Origin of the sequence: Chryseobacterium sp. C39-AII1 (assembly GCF_039672645.1) — a bacterium.
In the GTDB taxonomy this organism is placed as follows: domain Bacteria; phylum Bacteroidota; class Bacteroidia; order Flavobacteriales; family Weeksellaceae; genus Chryseobacterium.
Genome location: NZ_JBDFPQ010000002.1, coordinates 241,664 through 265,125, shown reverse-complemented (window position 1 = coordinate 265,125; position 23,462 = coordinate 241,664). Strand labels below are relative to the sequence as shown.

Here is a 23,462-nt window from a genome sequence, read left to right as displayed (position 1 = left end):
ACAAAAATTTATTCTAAACTTTTAAAATAACTTCACCATTTCATTGACTAAAAATTTCACCTGATCTGGTCTTCCGCGGTCATTTTTTGGCAGATTATTATAACTTCCAGTTCTTACAATCACCATATTATGTTCAGGAACCATGATAATATATTGTCCCTGAAGTCCAAGAAAATAATAGTGTTTTATAGGATTATCATAATTGATCCAAAAGCCCATTCCGTAAATTTCCTCAGATTTTTCTGTCGGCGTTTTCATTTGATTAATAAAATCAAGATTCAGAATTTGTTCACTATCTACTTTTCCATCATCCAAAAATAATTGTCCCAACTTGGCAAAGTCTCTTGCGTTGGAGTGAATACAGCAATACGTTTTTTCCATGCCGCTTTCGTCGGTGCTCCATTCTGCATTTTGTTCCATTCCCAACGGAATCCAGAATTTCTCGGAAAGATAACTTGCTAAGGTCTGGTTTAATGCTTTTTTCAGGGCAAAACCTAATAATTGCGTTGCTCCACTTTGATATTCAAATCTTTCGCCTGGTTTTTCTTTAAATTTTCTTGAAAAAGTAGCTTTCATCAAACTTCTTCCATAATAGGCTTTGGCAGTCGGCAAAAAAGGATTTTTGTAATCTTCATCCCAATTGAGTCCGGCTTCCATTTGGGCTAAATTTTTTAACGTTAAACTTCTTCCGAATCCTTTTGTTTTAAATTCATCAAAATAATCTGAAAACAGATCATCAATACTGTTGACTTTTCCTTCTTCAATCGCCTTTCCCAAAAGCATGACCGTAATCGCTTTCGTCATGGAAAAAGAGTTGGTATGTGAAAGTTGATGATAGCCGTTCCAATACTGTTCATGAACTAGTTTTCTGTCTTTTACTACAATAAAAGCGGCGGTATTGGCATGAATTAAATCATCAACTATATTTTTCGGTAAATCAGTTTTATTATAACTGGAAGATTCTTCCCAAATTTTAGGTGAAGCAGTTTTAATGATATTGCTTGTAAAAAGTTTTCCGTCATCAATATAAGCGGTGGATCTTCCCCGCAAATACGTTTTGGAAATGCCACTGAAGAGATAGCCATATCCAAAAAGATACATAAGAATAATGGCTACAACTAAAACAATAAGAACCGTTTGCAGAATTATTAACCACATATTTTGAATGATTAGTGTAAAACAAATCTATTCAAAAAAAGTGTATAAAAAAAGCCCTAATTTCTCAAGGCTTTTTATCTATATTTTTGAAAGTAAATTTCTGAAACTTGTCTTTTCGTCGATAATTCTTCTCAATTCCGATACCGGAACTCTTTCCTGAACCATTGTATCTCTGTCTCTTATGGTCACCGTGTGATCTGTTAAAGAATCGTGGTCGATCGTGATACAATAAGGTGTTCCAATCGCGTCCTGTCTTCTGTAACGTTTTCCGATCGCATCTTTTTCTTCGTAGAATAAGTTGAAATCATATTTCAAATCATTGAAAACTTTCTCAGCATATTCTGCCAAACCGTCTTTCTTCATTAATGGAAGAATAGCGGCTTTAATTGGCGCTAAAGCCGGGGGCAAAGATAAAACTGTTCTTTCTGAACCGTCTTCCAATACTTCATCTTTCAAGCAATGAGAGAATAGTGAAAGAAATAATCGGTCTAAACCTACTGAAGTTTCTACAACATAAGGCACATAATTTTCGTTTCTTTCAGGATCGAAGAACTGAAGTTTTCTTCCTGAATGTTTTTCGTGAGCTTTCAAATCAAAATCCGTTCTTGAGTGAATACCTTCCAATTCTTTGAAACCGAATGGGAAATTAAATTCAATATCAGCCGCAGCATTTGCGTAATGAGCCAATTTCTCGTGATCGTGGAATCTATAGTTTTCATCACCTAAACCTAAAGCTTTATGCCAGTTTAGACGTTTTTGTTTCCATTGTTCGTAGAATTCCAATTCTGTTCCCGGAGCAACAAAAAACTGCATTTCCATTTGTTCGAATTCACGCATTCTGAAAATAAACTGTCTTGCAACAATCTCATTTCTAAATGCTTTTCCGATTTGTGCAATACCAAAAGGAAGTCTGTGACGGGAAGTTTTCTGAACATTCAAAAAGTTAACGAAAATACCCTGAGCCGTTTCCGGTCTCAAATAAAGATCCATCGCAGAATCTGCAGAAGCACCTAATTTAGTTCCGAACATCAGGTTGAATTGTCTTACTTCCGTCCAGTTTTTAGAACCTGTATCAGGATCAGCAATTTCCAATTCTTCAATTAAAGCTTTTACATCAGCAAGATCTTCATTTTCAAGAGATTTTGCCAATCTTGAAAGAATAGCTTCTCTTTTAGCTCTGTAATCAATAATTTTTTGATTTGTTGCTACAAATTGTTCTTTATCAAAAGCATCTCCGAATCTTTTCGCTGCTTTTTCAATTTCTTTATTCTCTTTTTCTTCTATTTTCAGGCAGTAATCTTCTACCAAAACGTCTGCTCTGAAACGTTTTTTAGAATCTTTATTATCAATCAATGGATCGTTGAAAGCGTCTACGTGACCCGATGCCTTCCAAGTTGTTGGGTGCATCAAAATGGCTGAATCAATGCCGACAATATTTTCGTTAAGCTGTACCATCGCTTTCCACCAATATTGTTTGATATTATTTTTTAATTCAGCACCGTTTTGTCCATAATCATAAACAGCCGATAAACCGTCATAGATCTCACTCGAAGGAAAAATAAAACCATATTCTTTCGCATGAGAAATCACTTTCTTGAAAACATCTTCTTGCTTTGCCATAATTTTTTTAATCGTCTAAAGTGCAAAAATATGAATTTGAATTCCAATTCCATGAAATTCAACAAAAAAAGCTGTTAATAAACCGACAAATATTTACATTTTTGGTTTTTGGAGCCGGGAACCTGCTTTCACTACTCGCCATTTTTTTGGTTTCGGCGAAGCGGCGGAGCCGCTTCGCCGAAACCAAAAAAATGAGCTCAAACATGCCGTTCAATCAGAGCTAAATCAGTCGGTAATTTCAAGATTTCTATTTCAAAGAAACCCAGTCAAGTAAAATTGAAAATACTTTGTGAGCTTTGCTAAGTGAAATCGAAGATTCGACGTAGTCAAACGCCTTTGCGAACTTAAAAACGAATAGTAGTCAAAAAATCTTCAACCTTTGCGTTTAAAAAAGATTTTTCGGATATTCAAAAATTTGAAAGTAGATTTTTATAAAATAGATTTGAAATCTCTACTTTTGCCGAATGTTAGAAATTCTTTATCGCGACGAACATCTTATTGCCATCAACAAACCGAGTGGATTGCTGGTTCATAAATCTTTTTATGCAGGAGAAGCGGATACTTATGCGATTCAGGAGTTGAGGAAACAAATAGGGCAAAAAGTGTATCCGGTGCATCGTTTGGATCGAAAAACTTCGGGTGTTTTGTTGTTTACTTTAGATAAAGATACATTGAGAATGATGAGTACTCAATTTGAGGAGAAACTGGTTGAAAAGAAATACATCGCCATTCTCCGAGGTTGGACAAAAGAAGAAGAAACGATTGATTATGATTTAATCAACGAAAATGAAGTCAAGCAAAATGCAGTGACATATTATCGTCGTTTGCAAACTTCGCAAATCGATTTGCCTTTTTTAAAACATCAAACTTCAAGATATTGTTTAGTCGAAGCAATTCCTCAAACGGGAAGATTTCATCAGTTGAGAAAGCATTTTAAACATATTTTGCACCCTATTTTAGGATGTCGAAAACATGGTTGCAACAAACAAAATAAATTGTGGCTTCAAACATTTGGAATCAATAAAATGACGCTTCACGCTCATCAATTGATTTTTAATCATCCTATTTCTAATGAAAAAATTACTGTAAATGCCAAGATAGATGATGAGTTCAAAAGAGTGGGTGATATTTTAAAATTGGATTTAAGCGCATATTCTTAATTTCTTAAACTTCAATCAGCATACATTTTGTCATTTAATTTAAACGCAAAGGTTTAATTTTCCGATGTTTTGATTTTAGATGAGCAAAGGCAAATGAATTTGCTTCGCGAAGCTTGAAAACACAGCTTCATCAAATCAACTTGTTGATTAATCCTTTGCTCCTTAAAATATTACTTTCAATGAAATAAATCTTTGCGTTAAAAAGGTCTCGCACATTTAGCAAATTACACAGATCTTTTATAGATACCATTTATAATACCTTTTTCCATAAAATATCATACGTTAACCAACCATTAATTTTAAAATGAGTATTTTTGTAAAACTTTTTTTCAATGTACAAATCGCTCATTCGTCCGATCCTTTTCAAATTCGATCCTGAAGAAGTGCATCATTTTACTTTTTCAATGCTCAAGAATTTTGGATTTCTTACCAAATTATTTTTTCCAAAACCTATTGTAGACCAACGTCTGGAAAGAGAAGTTTTCGGCTTAAAATTTAAAAATCCTGTAGGATTGGCTGCCGGTTTCGACAAAAATGCTGTTTTATTTAATGAGTTGGGAGATCTAGGTTTTGGATTTGTGGAAATCGGAACGGTAACTCCAAAAGCTCAAGCTGGAAATCCCAAGAAAAGGTTGTTTCGTTTAATCGAAGATGGTGGAATCATCAACAGAATGGGCTTCAACAATGAAGGTCTTCAAGCTGCTATTGAAAAATTAAAAGGCAATAAAGGAAAAATCATCATCGGTGGAAACATCGGGAAAAATACGAATACAACACCGGAAAATTATACTCAGGATTATTTGGATTGTTTCGATGGACTTCACCCTTACGTAGATTATTTTGTGCTGAATGTAAGCTGTCCGAACGTTGGAAGTCACGCCAAACTGGAAGATGTAGAATATTTACGCGAATTAATCACAGAAGTTAAAAAAATAAATCAGTCAAAAGCTGTACAAAAACCAATTTTATTGAAAATTGCTCCGGATTTGAATAACAATCAGCTTGATGAAATTATCGAATTGATCGCCGAAACAAAAATCGATGGAATCGTAGTTTCCAATACATCGGTAAACAGAGAAGGCCTGAAAACTTCACCGGAAGTTTTAGAACAAATCGGAAATGGAGGTTTAAGCGGAAAACCGATTCGCGAAAGAAGCACAAAAATGATCAAATATCTTTCTGAGAAAAGCAACAGAGCATTCCCAATCATCGGAGTAGGCGGAATTCATTCTGCAAAAGATGCTTTGGAGAAGCTGGATGCAGGGGCAACTTTGGTACAATTATATACAGGTTTTATCTACGAAGGCCCGGAATTGATTAATGATATCAATAAAGCTATTTTAACGAGAGCGAGCCGTTTACCAAGATAATTACAGCTATATGAATATTATAATTTTTGCTATTTTAATGGTATTTCTTATTCCTGTTTTGAAATTTTTATTTCCGGTAACTAAAGAATTAAGAATTGGGACAGAAGATTTTTATCCCAATCTTTTCAGGAAAATATTCAAGAGAAAATAAAGAAAGAGAGTTCGTTTGAGCTCTCTTTTTAGTTATGGTTTTAGAGAAAAAAATGCGAAATCGTATAAATAATCAATCCAACCAATCCGCCAACCAAAGTTCCGTTTACTCTAATAAATTGCAGATCTTTCCCGACTTCCAGTTCCAGTTTTTCGCTGAGTTCTTTTCCCTGCCAGTTTCCAACGGTTGAACTGATGAGGTTCCCAAATTGATGGGTGTTTTTCAGAATATATTTATAAGCGGTTACACGAACCCAATGATCAATTTTATTTTGAAGATTTTCGTCGGTTTTTAAGTTTTGTGAAAATTCATTCAGATTTTTAGATAAATAATTTTTTAATGAAGATTGGTCTTCCTGTAATTCTTTTTTCAATGTATTTTTAATGGAAACCCAGATGTCATTGGAATATTCTTCCAATTTATCGCCTTTTAAAAGATCGTTTTTAATAGTCTTAAATTCTTCATCCCATTTCGGATCTTCCTTTAAATCAACTGAAAAGTCATAGATTTTTTGTGTGATCAAATGTCTCAGTTCATGTTCAGGATCTTCTTCAATTTCTTTGAAAAAATCAGATAGCCCGTTGGCAATTTTATCTGCTATTTTATTGTCAACAAAAGATGGAATGAAAGAATAACTTCCTTCTTTTACACGTTTTTGGATCATTTCATCATTTTCAATAATATAATTTTTAATCTGTGATGAGAGATTGGTAATAATCCTCTGATGATCGTTTTTCTCCAAAATATAATGAATCCCGTTGCCGACAATTTTATTCAGTTTAATATCATCCGTCATTTCAGATACTTTTTTGCTGATGAACTGGCTTACTGTAGAATCATCAAGTTTATTTAAAATATCTAAAACAATATCCGAAATATTTTTAATCAAAACTTCCTGATTTTTCTCTTTCCCAAGCCATTCTCCTACAAAACCTGAAATTTTTAACTTCTGAATATAAGGTCTGATATTCTGCGGGGAAAGAAAATTACTAACCACAAAACTTCCCAGATTATCGCCGAGTTTTTGTTTGCTGTTTTCAATTAAATTGGTGTGCGGAATCGGTAATCCAAGAGGATGACGGAACAAGGCTGTCACCGCAAACCAATCGGCTAAAGCTCCGACCATTGCAGCTTCGGAGAATGCCCGCACATAGCCCACCCAATGAGAATCGTTGGTTTTCTGAAGAATGGTTGTTATAATAAACAAGGCAGCCATCAGCAGAAATAATCCGGTGGCGAAGGCTTTATATTTTCTTAACTGTTTTCTTTTTGCTTCATCATTCATATGCTCAAATTTACTAAATTTGGTTGTGAACTTATCGTTTAATTTTCAATCTTATTATCAAAAATATTTAAAATAATTCTATGGAAAACCAAGCAAAAAACAATCCATACTATTCCAGAACAGATACCACGAAACTCGATATTCCCAATGAAGAATGGCAAAAAATCTTAGCTCCCGACTTGTATGCAATCTCAAGGGAAGCAGCGACAGAACGAGCTTTTACAGGAAAATACAATGATTTTGATGAGTTGGGCGATTATTATTGTGCGGTTTGCGGTAATCATTTATTCCGTTCTGATTCAAAATTTTCAAGCAGTTGCGGATGGCCAAGTTTTTTTGAAGCCGATAAAGAAGGAGTATATTATAAAAGAGATACCGCGTACGGAATGGAAAGGGTAGAGGTGCTTTGTAAAAGATGCGATTCGCACTTGGGACACGTGTTTGATGATGGCCCGAAACCTACAGGACTGCGCTATTGTATGAATTCTATCAGCCTTGAATTTGTGGGAGATTCTGAGAAATAATTGGGTTTTAAATCACAAAATCAGGAAGTTAAAGTTTCTTAAATTCAGTTAAACTTTGTGGAGTTATAATGCCTTGATAACTATGTTTTTATAAATTTGTCCCACTCAATTGGATTTAACATAATATTGAATGAAAGGATTTTATAGCTTATTAGGTATTGTTTACGTAGTAACTACTTCATTCTATCTGTCTCCAAGAACGGCGATTGTAAGGAATGAAATCAGTACAAAAAAAATTGAAAGAGTAGCCGACACGAAATCTGAGAAGACGGCCAATGCGGTATCTTCATCAGAAGAATTGTACAAATCTATTGCATTTGAAACAGGACACGAACTTAACGAAGAAGTTTTCTTCAAAGCCTTAACTGGTTTTGAGAATTTGAAGAAAGCTGGTTTGCTTAATCAGGATTCGCATTTACTTACGGTATGCGATTTTTCTATGTCTTCGAATACAAAAAGACTTTGGGTAATTGACACTGAAGAAAAAAAGGTATTGTTTAATTCACTCGTTGCCCACGGGAAAAACACGGGTGAAGAATTTGCCACCAACTTCTCGAATACCAACAGCTCACTGCAAAGTAGTTTAGGATTTTATATCACAGATGCTACGTATAACGGTGACAACGGATATTCTCTGAGATTGCTGGGGATGGACAAAGGTTTTAACGATGCCGCGTACAAAAGAGCCATCGTCATGCATGGCGCAGATTATGTAAGTGATGAGTTTGCAGCAATGCACAAAAGAATCGGGAGAAGTTGGGGATGCCCGGCGGTTCCGAGAGATCTTACACAACCGATCATTAATACAATAAAAGGAAGAAATTGCCTTTTTATTTATTATCCTGATCAAAACTATCTTTCCAAATCGGAATGGTTAAAAGCTTAAGAAAAAATAGAAAGCAGTCTGATTTTAGACTGCTTTTTTATTTTGTGAACAGAATTTTATTCTGAAAATACTTCCTTTTTCCGGTTCAGATTGCAGCGAAAGTTTACCCTGATGCATTTCGATAATTCTCTTGACAATTGATAAGCCAATACCGTTTCCTTTTTCGTAGCTTTTATTGCTTCCGCGATAAAAAAGATCAAATATTTTGGATTGATCTTCTTTCGAAATACCTATTCCATGATCGATAAAGCGGATTTCCAGATTTTTATTCTGAACTTCAATTTCTACTGAACAGTATTTATCTGAAGAATATTTGCAGGCATTTTCCATTAAATTTAAAAATGCAATCTGCAACAGATAAGGATTTCCGTGGAAATCATAATTGCTTTCGTCTTTATCTCCCCAACTGTCCATATAATTAATTCCGATTCTGTAATTCGGATTTTTCTGCAGTAAAGCCACTTTTGCATCTGCCAAAACTTCATCCAGACGGAGATCTACAAAGCTGATCTGCGAAACATCATAACTCGCTCTTGCAAAATCCAGCAAAGCCGAAGAAAGCTGTGACGCATGAGTCGCATCCTGTAAAGCATTATCAATCGAGATTTTATAATCATCTAAGGTTATATTCAGTTCTTTAGCGAGCTCAAGCTCAGCGATTAATGTGGAAAGTGGTGTCCGGAATTCATGTGAAATTGTTGTTACAAATTGTCTGTGATTATTAAAGGATTTTTCTAAACGATTAAAGGTTGAATTAAAAGTTTCGGTGAGCTCATAAATTTCATCTTTTGCTTTTGGAACCACCAATCTTTTGTTGAGGTTGTGTTCCGAAATATCGCGAATCTGAAGAATAATATCCTTTAAAGGTTTCAAAGTATAATACGAAAAAAGAAAGCCGATAATAAAAATAATGATGATAGAAATTATGTAAACGATAATAATATCTTTCTTGAATTCTTCAATATGGGCTTTTCCCGTTACATCAATGGCGCTTCCTATGATGTAAAAATTTTCATTATTAAATTCATACCTGAAGGCCATATATTGGCGGTCACGACGTTGCCACGTTATTTTATTTTTTTTTGTTTTAATCAGTTGATCCAAATAATACTGATTTTTTGAAGAAGGCTCAATATCTGTAAAGATCAATTCTTTTTTACTGTCATAAACGCTGATGTCTGCTTCATTTAGTATTTTTTTATTACGTTGGTGAAGCTCGCGTATTTTAGCATCGTTGATATTGGCATCAAATATAAATTCTGATCTCCAAGTAATTTTGTAGGCCAAACGATCATTAAATTCATCCTCACGGTTTTTCTCAGAGACAAAATAAAGCACATAGGCAAATACAAATAAAATTCCTGCGGTAAGAATGGCGTAATTGAGGGCTGTTCTGGTTGCTATTTTCATTGTTCGTGTTTAAAAATGAATCCCATTCCGGGTTTGGTGTGAATGAGCTTTTCATCAAAATCTTTATCGATTTTCTTGCGGAGATAGGCAATGTAAACATCAATATAATTGGTTCCTGTGTCAAAATGATTTCCCCAGACATTTTCGGCAATCTCCTCGCGGCTCAGCACTCTTTCTGCATTGCTTATCAAGAAAACCAAGAGCTTAAATTCTTTCGGGGTGAGATTAATTTCCTTTCCGTTTCTAAAAACACGATTGGTGTTTTTATTTACGGTAAGATTTTGATATTCAATACTGTTTGATACTTCGTTTTTCTTTGGCGAAGATGATTTTCTTAATAAAATAGCTTTTATTCGGGCATATAATTCTCTGATTTCAAAAGGCTTCACCATATAATCATCAGCACCGGCATCAAAACCTTCAATTTTTTCATCAATAGTTCCCAAGGCCGTCAGCATAATAATCGGCAGATCGGGATTTTTTTGCTTGATGATCCTGCTGAGTTCAATGCCGTTCATATTCGGAAGCATAATGTCGGTAATCACGAGATCAAAAACAATTTTATCTACCATCACCAGGGCATCTTCAGCATCTTCAGAAATATAAATCTGATAGCCCTGACTTTCCAGACCTCTCTTCAAAAGACTGGAAACACGGATATTATCTTCTATGATTAAAACGTTCATGCAGAAATAATTTAGAACAAATTATAAAGATTAATTATTTAAAATAAAAACAGCCAAAGGTTTGATTTTCAGTTGTTCTTTAAATCCTATACAAAGGTATCTCATATTTTCCTTTTACAGACTATGCTCCTGTGGTTTATAATAAATTTCTAAAGATTTTCTAATAGTTTTCTAACGACCTTCCTTGTTTTTCCAGCCTAATTTTGTCCCGTTGAAATCAACAATAAAGAGTAAGAATAAAGAAAATATCATGAGTAAAAAATCTTTTAAAATCGGACTTATTTTAGTTTCATTAATGAGTTTATACTCAAAAGTAGAAGCGCAGAAAAAGAATGATTTTAACAATCCGGGGCTTACGCATTATCTTAATGATGAACATTCTCGTTATATTTCAGTTAGCGGTTACGCAGAGCTTTGGGCGAGATACACACAGCTGAATCCGGGAAGTATGATTAATAATCAGGCGGAATCCAGTGCTTCAGACCTTTCATTGAGAAGAGTAAGAGTAAAAATGACCTACAAACCAACCGAAAAGTTAATGTTTGTATTACAGGGAGGAACAACGAATGTGAACGTAAATGCAAAAGGTAGCAATTATTTTGATCTTTTGGATGCTTACGCAGAATATTCATTTAGTGACAAAATAGCTTTCGGGGCGGGGCGCTCTACATGGAGAGGTTTATCAAGATTTACCACAGGCCCTTTGAATACGTTGTTATATGATTTGCCGGCATACGCGACTTCTAATGCGGGAGCAACCGATTATACGGTGAGAGAATTGGGCGCTTATATCAAAGGTCAGTTAGGAAGATTTGATTACCGTTTGGTGGTGGCAGACCCTTACACAATGGCGACCGCTGATCCTAAATTGAATGTGGCGACTTTCAGTAAAAATGCACCTCACAAAGACTTTTCAGGATATTTCAGATATGCTTTTTTAGATAAAGAAAATATTTCAACGCCTTTCAACTCCGGAACGTATGTCGGAAAAAAGAATGTATTGAGTTTGGGGGCTGGTTTCGATTATATTCATGATGCGATGTGGCACTTAGATGCAGATAAAAATACAGTGAATGACGATATGAAAAACTTCGCGGTGGATTTATTCTATGATGCTCCTTTAAACAAAGAAAAAGGAACTTCAATAAGTGCTTACGGAATGGCAACGCACAACGATTACGGCCCGAATTATGTTCGATATGTGGGAACCAACAATCCTGCAACTTCTGTAGATGCTTCGCTGGCAAGTCTTAACGGAGCAGGAAATGCAATGCCCGTGATCGGAACAGGAAATACCTATTACGTTCAATTGGGAGGAACGCTTCCTTATTTAAATAAAGAAAAAAAGAATCTTCAGCTTCAGCCTGCGGTAAGTATGCAATTGTCTGATTTGAAAGGTCTTCATGACAATGCCATCATCTACGATGCAGGAATTTCATTATTGATGAACGGAATGTCTTCAAGACTGTCCTTCGATGCTCAAAACAGACCTGTTTATACAGCTGATCCTTCCAATAATGCCGTGGTTTCAGATAGAAAATGGCAATTTGTTTTAAAATACAGAATAGATTTTAATTAAAAATAACATGAATAGTATGTTAGAATAGGTTTTTAAATGGCGGGATGCCGGAAGAGGGAGGTTGATGTGAACTTCATAAACGATTTTGCCTCTTGCCTCCATCTTCTGGCTTCCAACTTCAAGCCCAAAACCTACTTTCTTTCATAAGATTCGTACTAAAATAATATTACAATGGAAAGAAGAAAATTTTTATTCCGATCAGTGCAGGCTTCGGCGTTGCTGCTGATCTCAGGAAGCGTATTTGGATCTGCTTTACCGATGTTTAACCCTATAAAAAAGAAAAAAGTGTACTTTCATTATTTATTGTTCTGGCTTCGAAAAGATCTTTCTGAGGCTGAAGTAAAAGAGTTTGAAAACTTTTTTGAAGGTTTGAAAAAATTGCCTTATCAAAAAAATCTACGCTACGGAAAACCTGCGAATTCATCACCAAGAGCGGTTCTTGATAATACCTTCACGTACAACGCTTCTATGGAGTTTGATACGTTGGAAGAACTGGAAGCCTACGGTCAGCTTCCTGAGCATTTGGCTTTAGTTCAAAAATATAAACCATTTTTCGAAAAAATGATGGTTCATGATACTGTTTACAATTAAAATAAAAAATTTAAATTTATAATGAAAAATTTCATTAAAGGCTTCAGCCTTGTTTTAGCATTAAGCACCGTAGGTTTTATGAACGGACAAAACAAAGACCATAAAAAAGTAAGCGTAAAAGTAGAAGAATCTACCGAATTTATTCCGGCGGTTAGATTAATTAATAATCCTGACGGTTCATGTGCCTTCGAAAAAGGAAAAATCCCAACTTTGAAGCACATGAACACCACCACTTTCTGGATGAGCAATAAAACGGAAGAATGGGAAAAGAATGCTCACCCTGCACCGAGAAGGCAGTATGTGATTACCATTAAAGGAAATATTAAATTTAAAGTAACCGATGGTTCTACATTTATGATCAAGCCGGGAACTGTTCTTTTAGCTGAAGATCTTAAAGGAAAAGGGCACAGCTGGGATATGGTGAAAAGCAAAGAATGGGAAAGATTATACATCCCGATTGCTGAAGATGCTGATGATTTCTTTATTGCAGATAAAGACTAGTCTGAACACAATCATTTTAAGTATTTTATATAATTTCGTACAAGGGAAAAAGCAGTCGGTTTTGGCTGCTTTTTTATTTTTGAACCGAATTATTCCACGTATTCATTGATTTTACTTCTGACCTCCGAAAGATCGCCCATGATTCTCGCTACAATTTTTCCGTTTTCATCAATTAAAAGATGCAATGGATAGCCAGTGGCATTGAGTTTTTTCTGAAAGTCTTTATTCATATCAAAAAAATTGAACCATGTAGCATTATTTTTCTGAAGAATGGTTTGGGCTAATTTCATTCTTTCAGGCTTTTGTTCATCAGTAACCGTGATGAATTGCACTCCTTTGTCTTTAAATTCATGATAGAGATTCACAATTTCAGGCATTCCTTTTACGCAAGGTGCACAGGAAGTTGCCCAATAATCAATAAAAGTGAGTTTATGATTTTTAAAATCTTGAGTCGTTAATTTATTATTCTTATTAAAATAAATGTCAGGAATTTTATTTCCCGTTAATGTTTTTTTCTCAGTTAAAAGTTTGTTTTCCAGTTTTTTGTATAAAGTATTCTTTTTTATAAAAGGTGAAAATAATTTCATGTTTTCCAGATATTCAGGATGATAATTGTACAGAGTATAATCATTTACAATTTCCCACAACGCAGCATAAGAATTTGGATTTTTTTTGATGTATTGACTTAAAATTTTCTGCTTTTCATCAAAGCTGGTCAGGCTATCCATTTTTTGTGGATCTGTAGATTTGATATAAACGGAGCTTAATGATTTCTGCAAATTTTTAAAATCCCGATTGGTTGGAGAATCGATATTGATTTCTGTTTGATTCTTGAAAACTGGAAGTTCAATGTCATATTTTCCTTTTTCGAGAAAGAAAATTTTAGAAATAGCAAATGATTTATTTTTCTTATCAAGATAAGTGAAAGCAACCGGCTGAGGATATTCTATAAAACCCTTTATGAGGTTTTCCTTCTGAACTTTTATAGTATATATAGAATGGTCAGACGGAAAAAGAGATGTGTTTTTATTCAGCTGTATTTTGAATGTATATAAATCTCCAAAGCCTTTTCTCGTCATCGGAGCACCTAGAATCAAGCTGTCGTTTACATAAGAATCTGCAGTTAGATTAATTTCAAAGTTATTTTGTGAAAGCAAAAAATTCGAAATAAAAATCAATAAAATATAGTTGAGTTTTCTCATAGATCTATTTTCATGGCTTATGCTAACTTACAATTTTTTTTATTTATGATGATATGATTTATTTTCTTAATCTTTTTTTAACGCAAAGATTTAATTAACATATTCTCATATCCAAGGAGCAAAGAAGAATAAACAAGTTGATTTGATGAAGCGATATTTTCAAGCTTCGCGCAGCAAATTTCATTTGCCTTTGCTTTCTGAAAATTATAAGATCGAAAATAAAATCTTTGCGTTATAAAAAAACGAATAAAAATCCGATAATTACTTCGTTTCAATATCCACAATTTTCTTCCCGTTTTCACCCAAATAATGAACAAGTAATTTTTCAAATACTTTATAGCCTTCATCGGCATTGGTGAAAATTAAAATACCCTGTTTGGTTTTTGGTAAAATAAATGTAATGCACTGGCTACCCAAATCAGAACCACCATGAGATAGCGCTAATTCTCCATTTCCCAAATCATAAATTTCAAACCCCAATCCGAAATATTTATTTTCCTTTGTTTTCACCTGCTTTTTGATCATTTCAGAATAAATCTTGGGGCTTAGATTTCCGCTTTCCAAAATATTGACCAGAAATTTTCCGTAATCTTCTATCGTCGTGTGAAGATCATCGGCAGCATTGGCAGTCGTATTTTTAAGGATTTCGTATGGCTTTTCGTTTTTGTCATAGCCAATGGCAAATCTCTTTTCATCAGTATTTTGATCCCAAATATAGTTGGTGTCGTTCATTTGTAGAGGTTGAAAAATCAATTCTTTCGCTAATTGATCTAAACTTTTTTTGAACTTTATTTCAATAGCTTTTCTTAAATATTCCATTCCTTCACCGGAGTATTGATATTTTGTTCCGGGTTCAAAATCGAAACTCAGCTTTTTATTCTCTTTCATCCATCGCCAGTTGGGAAAACCTGTTTGGTGGCTCAAAATAATTCTTGTGGTCAATTTTTTTGTTCTTGGATCGTTGGTAATATCAGAATCAACCCAATAGTTGGAAATAGGTTCATCCAAATTCCATTTTCCGGAATTGACCAACTGTAAAGCAACCATTGCCGTAATGGGCTTAGTAAGCGATGCTACATTAAAAATTGTATTGTAAGGTGCTGAAATATTCTCTTTAATTTCACCGAAGACTTTTATCTGTTTAAGCTTTCCATTTTCGATAATTCCGAGTCCAAGCGTGCGAATATGATTTTCCTGTAGCCAATTTTCTATCGCAGGATCATTATCAAAAATCTCTGTTTGAGCTTTAATTTTAAAAGTGAAAAGAAAGAAGAATGGAAGCAAGAAATACAATGTTTTTGTCATAGTTTTTAATTTTCGACAAAGGTTGAATTTCCTGCTTTTAATACAAAAAAATGAACCCGACAAAAACCCGACAATCATAAGTTGTAATTATATCATATTGAAATTCAGTTTATAATGTAATTTTTGTTTTCGATCGATTTCAATGGCATTTCTAATAATCATGAATACATTAGACAAGACAATAATGATCAAAATGCCTAAAGTATAGTTTCCGCGCAACTTTAAAAATATCCAAAGCATGAAAATAATAGGCGCAGAAATCGTCCAGATGATTTGAAGTGTAATAATTTGTTTGGCTACATTATTTTTCTGTTTTAGCTTAAACATTAAAATAATCGGAAGTAAAATATTTAGTGGAGGAAATAAAATAAATGGAATGGAAGAAAGGTTGATGATTTTAATAAAAGAATAATTGATAAGAACTTCCTCTGCTTTTTCTTCGATGAACTGTTTTTCTGTCGGTTGCTCTGGAATTGCTATTGCTTCCTCAGGAATATTCTGAAGTATATTTTCTTCAATTCCTAATGTTTGAGATAAGGTACGGAGCGTATATCCTTTTGGAATTGTTCCTGCTTCTATCCGCTGAATCGTCCTCACAGAAATACCAGAGCTCTCCGCCAGCTCTTCCTGAGTCAGGTTTTTAAGCTCTCGTATTTCTTTTAGTTTGGACATGTTTGTTTTCTTAAAAAGATAAAATTAAGAAAACTTCTTGAAAACCAACGTTGCATTATGACCTCCGAAACCGAAAGCGTTGCTTAATGCAAAATTGATATTCTTTTCTTTTGCTTCTCCAAAAACGATGTTTACATCTTTCGGGATATTTTCATCAATAGAATGAAGATTAATGGTTGGCGGAATAATTCCTTTTTCAATCGCCTTAATAGAAAGGATGGCTTCTGCTGCACCTGCTGCTCCTAATAAGTGACCTGTCATAGATTTTGTAGCACTTAGATCAAGGTTTTTACTACCGTTGAATAATTTACTGATTCCTTTTAATTCAACCAAATCTCCCAATGGAGTAGAGGTAGCGTGAGGATTTATATAATCAATATCTTCTGTATTGGCACCCGCTTCTTTCATGGCAAGCTGCATTGCTTTGATTGCGCCCACACCGTCAGGATGAGGTGCTGTCATGTGATGAGCATCAGCAGTCATCGCTGCTCCGCCAAATTCAGCGTATATTTTTGCACCTCTTGCTTTAGCGTGCTCATATTCTTCCAAAATCAAAGCTCCGGCACCTTCTCCCATTACAAAACCGTCTCTTTCTGCATCGTAAGGACGGCTGGCGGTAGCAAAATCGTCATTTCTTGTCGACATCGCTTTCATACTCGAGAAACCACCGATGGAAGCTTCTGTAATTGCCGCTTCCGAACCACCGCTGATGATTACTTTTGCTTTTCCTAAACGGATATAGTTGAAGGCATCCATTAATGCCGTATTTCCTGTAGCACAAGCCGAAATTGTGGTATAATTGATTCCCTGAAGACCAAATTTCATAGAGATCATTCCTGAAGCCATGTTGGCAATAAATTTAGGAACGAAAAACGGATTAAAACGTGGCGTTCCGTCGCCATCGGCAAAGTTCATGACTTCATTTTCGAAAGTAATCATTCCACCTTGTCCTGTTCCCCAGATTACACCTGTATCAAAAGGATCCATATTTTCAAGCTCCAATCCTGAATCTTTTATGGCTTCTGCGGATGAGTACATGGCGTATTGTGAGAAAAGATCGCTTCTTTTTATTTCATTATGATTTAAATAAACCTTAGGATCAAAGTTTTTAACTTCACATGCAAAATGCACTTTAAATTTTTCTGTATCAAAATGCGTGATTTTATTTGCTCCGCTTACTCCGTTGATACTGTTTTGCCAGAATTCTTCGACATTATTTCCCAAAGGCGTCACTGCGCCTAATCCTGTAATGACAACTCTTTTCATTTTAGTTATTGATTTTAAATAGATTAGAGGTTCCTCTTGCAATAAGTCTTGATTTGTCTGCGTTCCATATCTCGCATTGTGCATTCACAAATTGCTTTCCTCTTTTTATAATTTTCGTTTCGGCTACAATATTATCATTTTCTTTGGCAGCGGAAAAATAATCGATGCTATTATTTACCGTAACGATGAAGGTTTTTTCATTTAATGAAAACATCGTAGCACCAATAACGTCATCAATGATAGCCGCTGTAACACCGCCATGAAGATTTCCCATTGGGTTCAGCCATTCTTCTCTTACCGTATATTGAAATTCAATATGTCCTTCTTCTGCCGAAATCACGATGGGGTTGAGCCATCTCATGAATGGGGAAGGGGATGCTGTAAATTCTTTTCCGACAAATGATTGAAGTACTTGTAATTTATCCATATTTATAAATGATTTTGTTTTAATTCTTTATCAATAATGAGTAAAATTCGATCTAAAGCAAGGTTGAGATATTTCTCATCACCCGTTGTTTTTGAGAGTAAAATTCCTCCTTCTACCGTCATAATGAAAAATGCACCCAGTTCTTCAGCATTGATTTCCTGATGAACCTCACCATTTTCCTGACCGTCTTTTATCACCTCTGAAATATTGTGTATCCAGACTTCAAAAGATTTCGCGACTTGCTTTCTGAGATCTGGAAAAGTATCATCTGCTTCTGTAGCTGCGTTCATCAAAGGGCAACCTCCCTCCTCAAAAACCGTTTTCCAGTTTTTGCGATAAAAGTTAACAAAGGCCTGTAATTTGTCAATTGTTGTCGGAATTTCCTGGCTTAAAGAACGAGCCATATTTTTACCCAAAATACCTGAATTATATTTGTAGACCTCTAATGCAACTTCATCTTTACTGGCAAAATTTCCATAGATGCTTCCTTTCGTTAAGCCTGTTGCCTCGGTAATATCTGATAAGGTCGTGGAAATATAACCCTTGGTATTAAACAAAGCAGCCGTTTTTTCGATAATGAATTGTTTTGTCTTTTCTGCTTTTGACATTTTCAATTGATTATGATGCAAATATACAAAAATATACCGATTGGTATATTTTATTTTGAAATTATAAATTATCAGTTTCATCTATCATATTAAACCATTAAGATTTTGTTTAAGAAGTTTAGATTAGTTAAGATGAATCTTTGATTTTTTACGTTTTGGTTAAAGCCTTTTTGTTTACTTTAAAAAAAGAAAACGGGCTAAAGCCCGTTCCTATTGATGATTGCTTCATCATTATTTTATCCATTTAATTTGTCATTCCGGAGGAATCTCGACGAAATTATTAGAGATATAGTTGAAAAATCTTTGCTGAGATTCCTTCGGAATGACAAAAATGATGCTTTAATTTAGTTCGCTAAAGTAGCGTCCAAAGTAATTTCAAAGTTGAAAGCTGCACTTACAGGACATCCTTCTTCTGCGATTTTAGCATATTTTTGGAATTCTTCTTCTGAAATCCCCGGAATTTTTGCGGTTAAAGTCAATTCCGATTTTGTGATTTTTCCGATGGTTGGATCTAATGTGATCACAGATTTTGTAGTCAATTCTTCAGGAGTGAAACCAGCCTGGGAAAGTTCTGCGCTCAATTTCATGGTGAAACATCCTGCGTGAGCCGCTGCTAATAATTCTTCAGGGTTTGTTCCCACGCCATCAGCAAAACGGCTGTTGAAAGAATATTGCGTTTGGTTAAGCGTTGTACTTTGAGTAGTGATATGTCCGTTTCCTTCTTTAATGGTACCGTTCCAAACGGCTGTTGCGTTACGTTTCATAATGTTTGTTTTTGTATTGTTTAAATATTAATTGAATTTTGATGTTACAAAGGTATATCGGGAATTTATCAGAATAAATGCATAAATTGACTTAAATATTGTACTTTTTTCCCGAAGTGTAATTTTTCTTGAAATTTGTAGGTGTACTTCCGATTTTATTGGTGAAAAGTCGATTAAAATAAGCTGGATCTTCATAGCCTAAATCATAGGCGATTTCTTTCACGGGTTTATCAGTATAAAATAAAAGTCTCTTGGCTTCCAGTAGAATTCTGTTGATGATCAGCTGGTTCGGAGATTCAAGATGTAAATTTTTAAATTTATGCGTTAATGTTTTCGGAGCGATGTGAAGAAGATCTGCATAATCTGCAACATTGTGTTTTTCTCTGAAATGAATTTCTAAATGTCTGCTGAAATCACGAAAAATATCCAATTCATTACTCGGAATTTTTATTTCATCATTATCCAAATTTTGCTTTTTCCATTTTCGGGTTGCTCGAATGATGATTTGTTTTACGTAAGTTCGGATCATTTCCTCGGCAGAAGAATCTTTCCATTCCAGCTCGTCTTTGATGTTTTGAAATAAATTTTTAATGATGAAATTTTCATTCCCATCAAGCTCTACAAAAGGGATTTCAAATACATTGTGAAAAAGTAGTCCGTCACACGCAACTTCTTTATCATGAATCTGAATGCAGTAAAAATCTCTGTTATAATACAGAAGAACCGCTTCTTCATTTCCTTTTTCAATTTTTAAATGCTGGTTGGTCAGGAAAAATAGAGTAGGTTTGGTGGTCGTAAAATGATTAAAATCTACAGAAAGTTCATATCCTGTTGGAATAAAAAATACTTTGATGTCATAACGAAACCTATTTCCATTAACTATTTCAAGGTTTTCCTGTGAAAAATTTTCTAAACCCAGTTTCTTATAATTGTCTTCGAAAATAAGCGGATGCGACATTCATTTACTTTAGTTTAAAGATACAAAAAAGCATGGCTTCTTCATTATTAAATTATTGAAACCATGCTTATCGTCTATTAAATTTTTTTTGAACCATTAAGAAAATTTAAGTTGTTAAGCTTAATTAAGAAAATCAATTTGATTTTACTAAAAGCGAAGCTCAACTTAATATTCTAAACTCCTTAACAGAAATCTTAATGGTTTAAATTCAAAAGAATATCATTGAAAATGATTTAGAATTTTGTATAATCAATCAACTCTACAATTCTAAAATTCTCAGACACTCAAACCTAGAAAGTCACATCAAGTCCGACATAGAAATTAGCCTTCATAATCGGAGCATACACCATTCCGCCATCAAAATAATTTTCGAAAGGATTTTTAAAATCGACAATTGCGTTTTTCTGATAATAAGAAGTTAGGTTTTCACCCCCAATATACGCTCTGATTTTTTTATTGAAATTCCTTGAAATCTGTGCATTTAAAATCGCATAAGATTGTGAATATGTTGGTAACTGGAATTCTTCAGGATTTGAAGAGGTATTCGGAAGTCTTTGTTTTCCGACTAAATTTAAAGTTGTATCAAAACTCCAGAAACCACCTTTGGTATTTTTGTTGGTTGAATACGCCAAATTCACAAAACCTCTGTGTTTCGCCATGAACGGGACTTCACGTCTTCCATCCAGATAATCTGCCTGAACATCGTAATATTTATAAGCCAATCTTACATCAAAATTTTTAAAAGGCGTAAAATCCCATTGCGTTTGGAAAGAATTGGCGAAAGATTTTCCTTCAAGATTATAGAAAGTCAGTTGCTGAGGTGAACGGTCTAAATCTACCATCACCTGATCCTGAAAATCCGTTCTGAAAAAGTCGGCAACAATTGTGGATTTTCTTCCGAAAATTTTAAACTCTTGCTGTAAACTTGCGCCATAATTCCATGCGATTTCGGGTTTTAAGCCGTAAATATTTCCGCCATTTTGTAAAATCTGAACATTTCTGTTTGACGCAAAATATTGCTGACTTTCCGCAAAAACATTTGCTGTTCTGAAACCTCTTCCTGCAGAAAGTCTCAAAATAGTTTGTGGAGTGAAATCATATTTAAAATTCAATCTCGGTGTGAATTGAGTTCCGGCCAAATTGTGAAAATCAACTCTTGCTCCTGCAACCAAAGTATATTTTAGACCTGTCAAAGTATATTCTGCAAAAGCTCCGGGAACGATTTCGTTTCTTTTAAAATTGTCTGTTAAATACGTTTCATCGTAGCCGTCATACATAAAACTCGCTCCAGCTTTGTATTTGTGATTGGTATTTCCTAAAATACTTTCAAAAATTAAATTTGAATAATACGTCTGCTGTTTTCCTGAATAATTTCTCAATCCAAAAAAGCTATCTTGTTGATGATAAGTGTATTGGTTCATCCAACCCAAACTTTGGTAAGGCTTTCCTTTGAAAACATAACCTGTTTTATTCCAAACCTGAAATCTTGAAATATCAATTCCGACTCCGTAAAGTGATTGTTTGTCCTGTGGAATTTTTTTATCGAAACCAATTTGTCCTGAAGTTCTTTCGTCTTTAATAAAATTAATTCCAAAATGCGAACCCAATCCTGATTTTTCCAAATCGTTATAATTCAATAAATAAGCTACATTTAACTGAGTCCCTTTTGGTCTGTCGAGAAATCCATCGTCATTCATGTCCGTGTCTCCAAAAGTTCCGTTTCCATGAAGCAAAAATGTCTGTGACCATTTCTCATTGATGGGCGAAACGCTTGTGATGTTCGCTTCAGCTCTTCCGTTGAAATCAGCAAATAAATTCAATGAAGTTTCCGGTTTTTCCGCATTTTTTAACAATTCTGTATTGATTTGTCCTGTAATGCTTTCGTAGCCGTTTGTAACGGTACTTCCGCCTTTTGTCAACTGAATACTTTCAATCCATCTTCCGGGAATGAAGTTTAATCCGTAAGCAGAAGCTAATCCTCGGATTTCGGGCAATAATTCTTTTGTTAAGCTCGTGTATTTTTGATCTAAACCTAACATTTTTAACTGTTTTGTTCCCGTCACTGCATTGCTGAAAGAAACATCAACGGTTGCGTTGGTTTCAAAGCTTTCGGATAAATTACAACAAGCGGCTTTTAACAGTTCTTTTTTATCAATATTAAAAACTAATCCGGCTTCTTTTTTACTTAATGAAGTCGCGGCTTTTCCTCCCGTTAAGGTTACTCCTTCGATATGTTTTTCGTGTCCGTCATGATTTTCTATGGAAGCAGAATGTTCTGAATGTTTCGATGATGTGCTTTCTTCCATATGAACCTTTGGGTTTGCTTCCCCAAAAGGGATTTCTCTGTCATACAGACAACATCCGGGAAGTCCGTTATACACAGAATCCGTTGATTTATATTTTTCATTATCATGCCCAACATCTGCAATTTTCTTTAAAATTTTATCAGACGAAGTTTTAGACGAATCGAAATTTAAAATCACGGTTTGGGTTTCTGCATTCCATTCTGCAGAGGTTGCTCCGGCATCTTTAGCGGCTTTTTCAATTCTTGCTTTACAAGATCCGCAATTGCCTTTTACATAAAATTCATTCTCTTTTTTAGAATGATGTTCATGGTTTTCCGATGTGATAGACGCTAGATCTCTTTCGTAATGACAACACCCGGGAAGATCTTCGTATGTTTCGTTAGGTGCTTTGAATTTTTCATTGTCATGTCCTGCTTCGGCAACTTTTTTAAGAATCTCATCCGAAGAAACATCCTTTGTTTCTAATGTTAATGTTTGTGTATCAATAGAATAGCGTGCTGTTTTGGCACCTGCCTTTTTGGCTGTTGTTTCTATTCTTTCTTTACACATTTCGCAGTTTCCTTTTACTTTAAACTGGCTTTTAGAAAGATTTTGAGCAAATATAAATTGTGTAGATAATAGGAATAGACCAAGTATAAACCTGGAAATATATAATTTCATTTTGTTTAAAATTTAGATTAATTGAAAATTTAATGTAACAATCTAGCGATGTAATAATTTGACAATCATTGATAAATTGCTAAACTGATACAGTGGTATATTTATTAATTAACCTATTTTCGGCGGTTGCCAGATTTCTTTTAAACCATCTGAAATATGAGGGTCTGAATACTGAAACTGTAAGTTTTTATTGGCTTTATAGTAAGAAAACTCCAGATACAAGCTCTTTGAAAAAGGAGTTTCTATGAAAGTGTAACACAAAACACAAGAAGAGCAGCAATCATCATTACAGGAAGATTGTTTTTCTTTGTCATTGTCTTTTTTTGTGGAATGATCTTTATGGTTGCTTTTACAACAATCCATTTTAGAATCA

The 23,462-nt window shown here is 34.5% G+C and carries 23 protein-coding genes; 8 read left to right on the top strand and 15 right to left on the bottom strand.

Translation table 11 applies throughout. The annotated features are described in order from the left end of the window. Nucleotides 1-21 precede the first annotated feature (21 nt). Complete coding sequence (locus ABEG63_RS04040) at nt 22-1,158, bottom strand: serine hydrolase (RefSeq protein ID WP_346583152.1); 1,137 nt, start codon at nt 1,156-1,158, stop codon at nt 22-24. Between the two features lie 78 nt (nt 1,159-1,236). Next, nucleotides 1,237-2,778 carry a glycine--tRNA ligase gene (locus ABEG63_RS04035; RefSeq protein WP_346583150.1) on the bottom strand — a complete coding sequence of 514 codons (1,542 nt, stop codon included), beginning with the start codon at nt 2,776-2,778 and terminating at the stop codon, nt 1,237-1,239. A gap of 464 nt (nt 2,779-3,242) precedes the next feature. On the opposite strand from ABEG63_RS04035, the gene ABEG63_RS04030 reads away from it, so the two are divergent. From ABEG63_RS04030 to ABEG63_RS04020, 3 genes are all read left to right on the top strand, one after another. Then, nucleotides 3,243-3,938 (top strand): pseudouridine synthase, encoded by a 696-nt coding sequence (locus tag ABEG63_RS04030; protein WP_346583149.1) that lies wholly within the window; start codon nt 3,243-3,245, stop codon nt 3,936-3,938. 332 nt (nt 3,939-4,270) lie between these two features. After that, complete coding sequence (locus tag ABEG63_RS04025; RefSeq protein ID WP_346583147.1) at nt 4,271-5,308, top strand: quinone-dependent dihydroorotate dehydrogenase; 1,038 nt, start codon at nt 4,271-4,273, stop codon at nt 5,306-5,308. 10 nt (nt 5,309-5,318) lie between these two features. Further along, entirely contained in the window at nt 5,319-5,459 is a 141-nt protein-coding gene (locus tag ABEG63_RS04020; RefSeq protein WP_346583145.1) for a hypothetical protein, read from the top strand. A 40-nt stretch (nt 5,460-5,499) separates the two neighbouring features. On the opposite strand, the gene ABEG63_RS04015 is transcribed toward ABEG63_RS04020, so the two are convergent. Continuing rightward, nucleotides 5,500-6,744: a DUF445 domain-containing protein gene (locus tag ABEG63_RS04015; protein WP_346583142.1), complete on the bottom strand. Its 1,245-nt coding sequence runs from the start codon at nt 6,742-6,744 to the stop codon at nt 5,500-5,502. Nucleotides 6,745-6,824: 80 nt separating this feature from the next. Between ABEG63_RS04015 and msrB the strand changes: the two genes are divergently transcribed. Together msrB and ABEG63_RS04005 are read left to right on the top strand one after the other, a co-directional pair. Further along, nucleotides 6,825-7,268 carry a peptide-methionine (R)-S-oxide reductase MsrB gene (msrB, locus tag ABEG63_RS04010; RefSeq protein ID WP_267406711.1) on the top strand — a complete coding sequence of 148 codons (444 nt, stop codon included), beginning with the start codon at nt 6,825-6,827 and terminating at the stop codon, nt 7,266-7,268. A gap of 130 nt (nt 7,269-7,398) precedes the next feature. Next, nucleotides 7,399-8,154, top strand: coding sequence for a murein L,D-transpeptidase catalytic domain family protein (locus ABEG63_RS04005; protein WP_267406712.1), 756 nt, complete (start codon nt 7,399-7,401; stop codon nt 8,152-8,154). A gap of 24 nt (nt 8,155-8,178) precedes the next feature. Here ABEG63_RS04005 and ABEG63_RS04000 read toward each other — a convergent pair whose 3' ends face one another. Further along, nucleotides 8,179-9,564, bottom strand: coding sequence for a HAMP domain-containing sensor histidine kinase (locus tag ABEG63_RS04000; protein ID WP_346583140.1), 1,386 nt, complete (start codon nt 9,562-9,564; stop codon nt 8,179-8,181). After that, nucleotides 9,561-10,250, bottom strand: a complete 690-nt coding sequence (locus ABEG63_RS03995; protein ID WP_346583138.1) for a response regulator transcription factor — start codon at nt 10,248-10,250, stop codon at nt 9,561-9,563. Before ABEG63_RS03995 ends, ABEG63_RS04000 begins: the two co-directional genes overlap by 4 nt. Before the next feature lie 250 nt (nt 10,251-10,500). Between ABEG63_RS03995 and ABEG63_RS03990 the strand changes: the two genes are divergently transcribed. The 3 genes from ABEG63_RS03990 to ABEG63_RS03980 all read left to right on the top strand — a co-directional run bounded on the left by ABEG63_RS03990 (nt 10,501) and on the right by ABEG63_RS03980 (nt 12,921). Further along, nucleotides 10,501-11,829 (top strand): hypothetical protein, encoded by a 1,329-nt coding sequence (locus ABEG63_RS03990; RefSeq protein WP_346583137.1) that lies wholly within the window; start codon nt 10,501-10,503, stop codon nt 11,827-11,829. 171 nt (nt 11,830-12,000) lie between these two features. Then, complete coding sequence (locus tag ABEG63_RS03985; protein ID WP_267406718.1) at nt 12,001-12,420, top strand: Dabb family protein; 420 nt, start codon at nt 12,001-12,003, stop codon at nt 12,418-12,420. A gap of 21 nt (nt 12,421-12,441) precedes the next feature. Further along, a complete protein-coding gene (locus tag ABEG63_RS03980; RefSeq protein WP_267406719.1) occupies nt 12,442-12,921 on the top strand; it encodes a hypothetical protein in 480 nt (159 codons plus the stop codon). Between the two features lie 89 nt (nt 12,922-13,010). Here the strand turns inward: ABEG63_RS03980 and ABEG63_RS03975 are convergent, their stop codons facing one another. From ABEG63_RS03975 to ABEG63_RS03930, 10 genes are all read right to left on the bottom strand, one after another. Next, nucleotides 13,011-14,123 (bottom strand): TlpA disulfide reductase family protein, encoded by a 1,113-nt coding sequence (locus ABEG63_RS03975; protein ID WP_346583136.1) that lies wholly within the window; start codon nt 14,121-14,123, stop codon nt 13,011-13,013. A gap of 261 nt (nt 14,124-14,384) precedes the next feature. Next, nucleotides 14,385-15,428: a serine hydrolase domain-containing protein gene (locus ABEG63_RS03970; RefSeq protein WP_346583135.1), complete on the bottom strand. Its 1,044-nt coding sequence runs from the start codon at nt 15,426-15,428 to the stop codon at nt 14,385-14,387. 87 nt (nt 15,429-15,515) lie between these two features. Next, nucleotides 15,516-16,100, bottom strand: a complete 585-nt coding sequence (locus ABEG63_RS03965; RefSeq protein WP_346583134.1) for a helix-turn-helix domain-containing protein — start codon at nt 16,098-16,100, stop codon at nt 15,516-15,518. 24 nt (nt 16,101-16,124) lie between these two features. Then, nucleotides 16,125-17,366, bottom strand: coding sequence for a beta-ketoacyl-ACP synthase II (gene fabF / locus ABEG63_RS03960; RefSeq protein ID WP_346583133.1), 1,242 nt, complete (start codon nt 17,364-17,366; stop codon nt 16,125-16,127). Between the two features lies 1 nt (nt 17,367). Then, a complete protein-coding gene (locus ABEG63_RS03955) occupies nt 17,368-17,793 on the bottom strand; it encodes a PaaI family thioesterase (RefSeq protein WP_267406724.1) in 426 nt (141 codons plus the stop codon). Nucleotides 17,794-17,795: 2 nt separating this feature from the next. Then, nucleotides 17,796-18,401: a TetR/AcrR family transcriptional regulator gene (locus ABEG63_RS03950; protein WP_346583132.1), complete on the bottom strand. Its 606-nt coding sequence runs from the start codon at nt 18,399-18,401 to the stop codon at nt 17,796-17,798. A gap of 344 nt (nt 18,402-18,745) precedes the next feature. Beyond that, nucleotides 18,746-19,165, bottom strand: coding sequence for an OsmC family protein (locus ABEG63_RS03945; protein ID WP_346583131.1), 420 nt, complete (start codon nt 19,163-19,165; stop codon nt 18,746-18,748). 91 nt (nt 19,166-19,256) lie between these two features. Continuing rightward, nucleotides 19,257-20,123 (bottom strand): AraC family transcriptional regulator, encoded by an 867-nt coding sequence (locus tag ABEG63_RS03940; RefSeq protein WP_346583130.1) that lies wholly within the window; start codon nt 20,121-20,123, stop codon nt 19,257-19,259. 290 nt (nt 20,124-20,413) lie between these two features. After that, nucleotides 20,414-23,089 carry a TonB-dependent receptor gene (locus ABEG63_RS03935; protein WP_346583129.1) on the bottom strand — a complete coding sequence of 892 codons (2,676 nt, stop codon included), beginning with the start codon at nt 23,087-23,089 and terminating at the stop codon, nt 20,414-20,416. Nucleotides 23,090-23,197: 108 nt separating this feature from the next. Continuing rightward, nucleotides 23,198-23,452: a hypothetical protein gene (locus ABEG63_RS03930; RefSeq protein WP_267406729.1), complete on the bottom strand. Its 255-nt coding sequence runs from the start codon at nt 23,450-23,452 to the stop codon at nt 23,198-23,200. Nucleotides 23,453-23,462: the final 10 nt, after the last annotated feature.

Bases quoted from the DNA above. Each gene is read 5' to 3' on its own strand.
- ABEG63_RS04040 (WP_346583152.1), bottom strand. From the start codon at position 1,158: ATGTGGTTAATAATTCTGCAAACGGTTCTTATTGTTTTAGTTGTAGCC.
- ABEG63_RS04035 (WP_346583150.1), bottom strand. From the start codon at position 2,778: ATGGCAAAGCAAGAAGATGTTTTCAAGAAAGTGATTTCTCATGCGAAA.
- ABEG63_RS04030 (WP_346583149.1), top strand. From the start codon at position 3,243: ATGTTAGAAATTCTTTATCGCGACGAACATCTTATTGCCATCAACAAA.
- ABEG63_RS04025 (WP_346583147.1), top strand. From the start codon at position 4,271: ATGTACAAATCGCTCATTCGTCCGATCCTTTTCAAATTCGATCCTGAA.
- ABEG63_RS04020 (WP_346583145.1), top strand. From the start codon at position 5,319: ATGAATATTATAATTTTTGCTATTTTAATGGTATTTCTTATTCCTGTT.
- ABEG63_RS04015 (WP_346583142.1), bottom strand. From the start codon at position 6,744: ATGAATGATGAAGCAAAAAGAAAACAGTTAAGAAAATATAAAGCCTTC.
- msrB (WP_267406711.1), top strand. From the start codon at position 6,825: ATGGAAAACCAAGCAAAAAACAATCCATACTATTCCAGAACAGATACC.
- ABEG63_RS04005 (WP_267406712.1), top strand. From the start codon at position 7,399: ATGAAAGGATTTTATAGCTTATTAGGTATTGTTTACGTAGTAACTACT.
- ABEG63_RS04000 (WP_346583140.1), bottom strand. From the start codon at position 9,564: ATGAAAATAGCAACCAGAACAGCCCTCAATTACGCCATTCTTACCGCA.
- ABEG63_RS03995 (WP_346583138.1), bottom strand. From the start codon at position 10,250: ATGAACGTTTTAATCATAGAAGATAATATCCGTGTTTCCAGTCTTTTG.
- ABEG63_RS03990 (WP_346583137.1), top strand. From the start codon at position 10,501: ATGAGTAAAAAATCTTTTAAAATCGGACTTATTTTAGTTTCATTAATG.
- ABEG63_RS03985 (WP_267406718.1), top strand. From the start codon at position 12,001: ATGGAAAGAAGAAAATTTTTATTCCGATCAGTGCAGGCTTCGGCGTTG.
- ABEG63_RS03980 (WP_267406719.1), top strand. From the start codon at position 12,442: ATGAAAAATTTCATTAAAGGCTTCAGCCTTGTTTTAGCATTAAGCACC.
- ABEG63_RS03975 (WP_346583136.1), bottom strand. From the start codon at position 14,123: ATGAGAAAACTCAACTATATTTTATTGATTTTTATTTCGAATTTTTTG.
- ABEG63_RS03970 (WP_346583135.1), bottom strand. From the start codon at position 15,428: ATGACAAAAACATTGTATTTCTTGCTTCCATTCTTCTTTCTTTTCACT.
- ABEG63_RS03965 (WP_346583134.1), bottom strand. From the start codon at position 16,100: ATGTCCAAACTAAAAGAAATACGAGAGCTTAAAAACCTGACTCAGGAA.
- fabF (WP_346583133.1), bottom strand. From the start codon at position 17,366: ATGAAAAGAGTTGTCATTACAGGATTAGGCGCAGTGACGCCTTTGGGA.
- ABEG63_RS03955 (WP_267406724.1), bottom strand. From the start codon at position 17,793: ATGGATAAATTACAAGTACTTCAATCATTTGTCGGAAAAGAATTTACA.
- ABEG63_RS03950 (WP_346583132.1), bottom strand. From the start codon at position 18,401: ATGTCAAAAGCAGAAAAGACAAAACAATTCATTATCGAAAAAACGGCT.
- ABEG63_RS03945 (WP_346583131.1), bottom strand. From the start codon at position 19,165: ATGAAACGTAACGCAACAGCCGTTTGGAACGGTACCATTAAAGAAGGA.
- ABEG63_RS03940 (WP_346583130.1), bottom strand. From the start codon at position 20,123: ATGTCGCATCCGCTTATTTTCGAAGACAATTATAAGAAACTGGGTTTA.
- ABEG63_RS03935 (WP_346583129.1), bottom strand. From the start codon at position 23,089: ATGAAATTATATATTTCCAGGTTTATACTTGGTCTATTCCTATTATCT.
- ABEG63_RS03930 (WP_267406729.1), bottom strand. From the start codon at position 23,452: ATGGATTGTTGTAAAAGCAACCATAAAGATCATTCCACAAAAAAAGAC.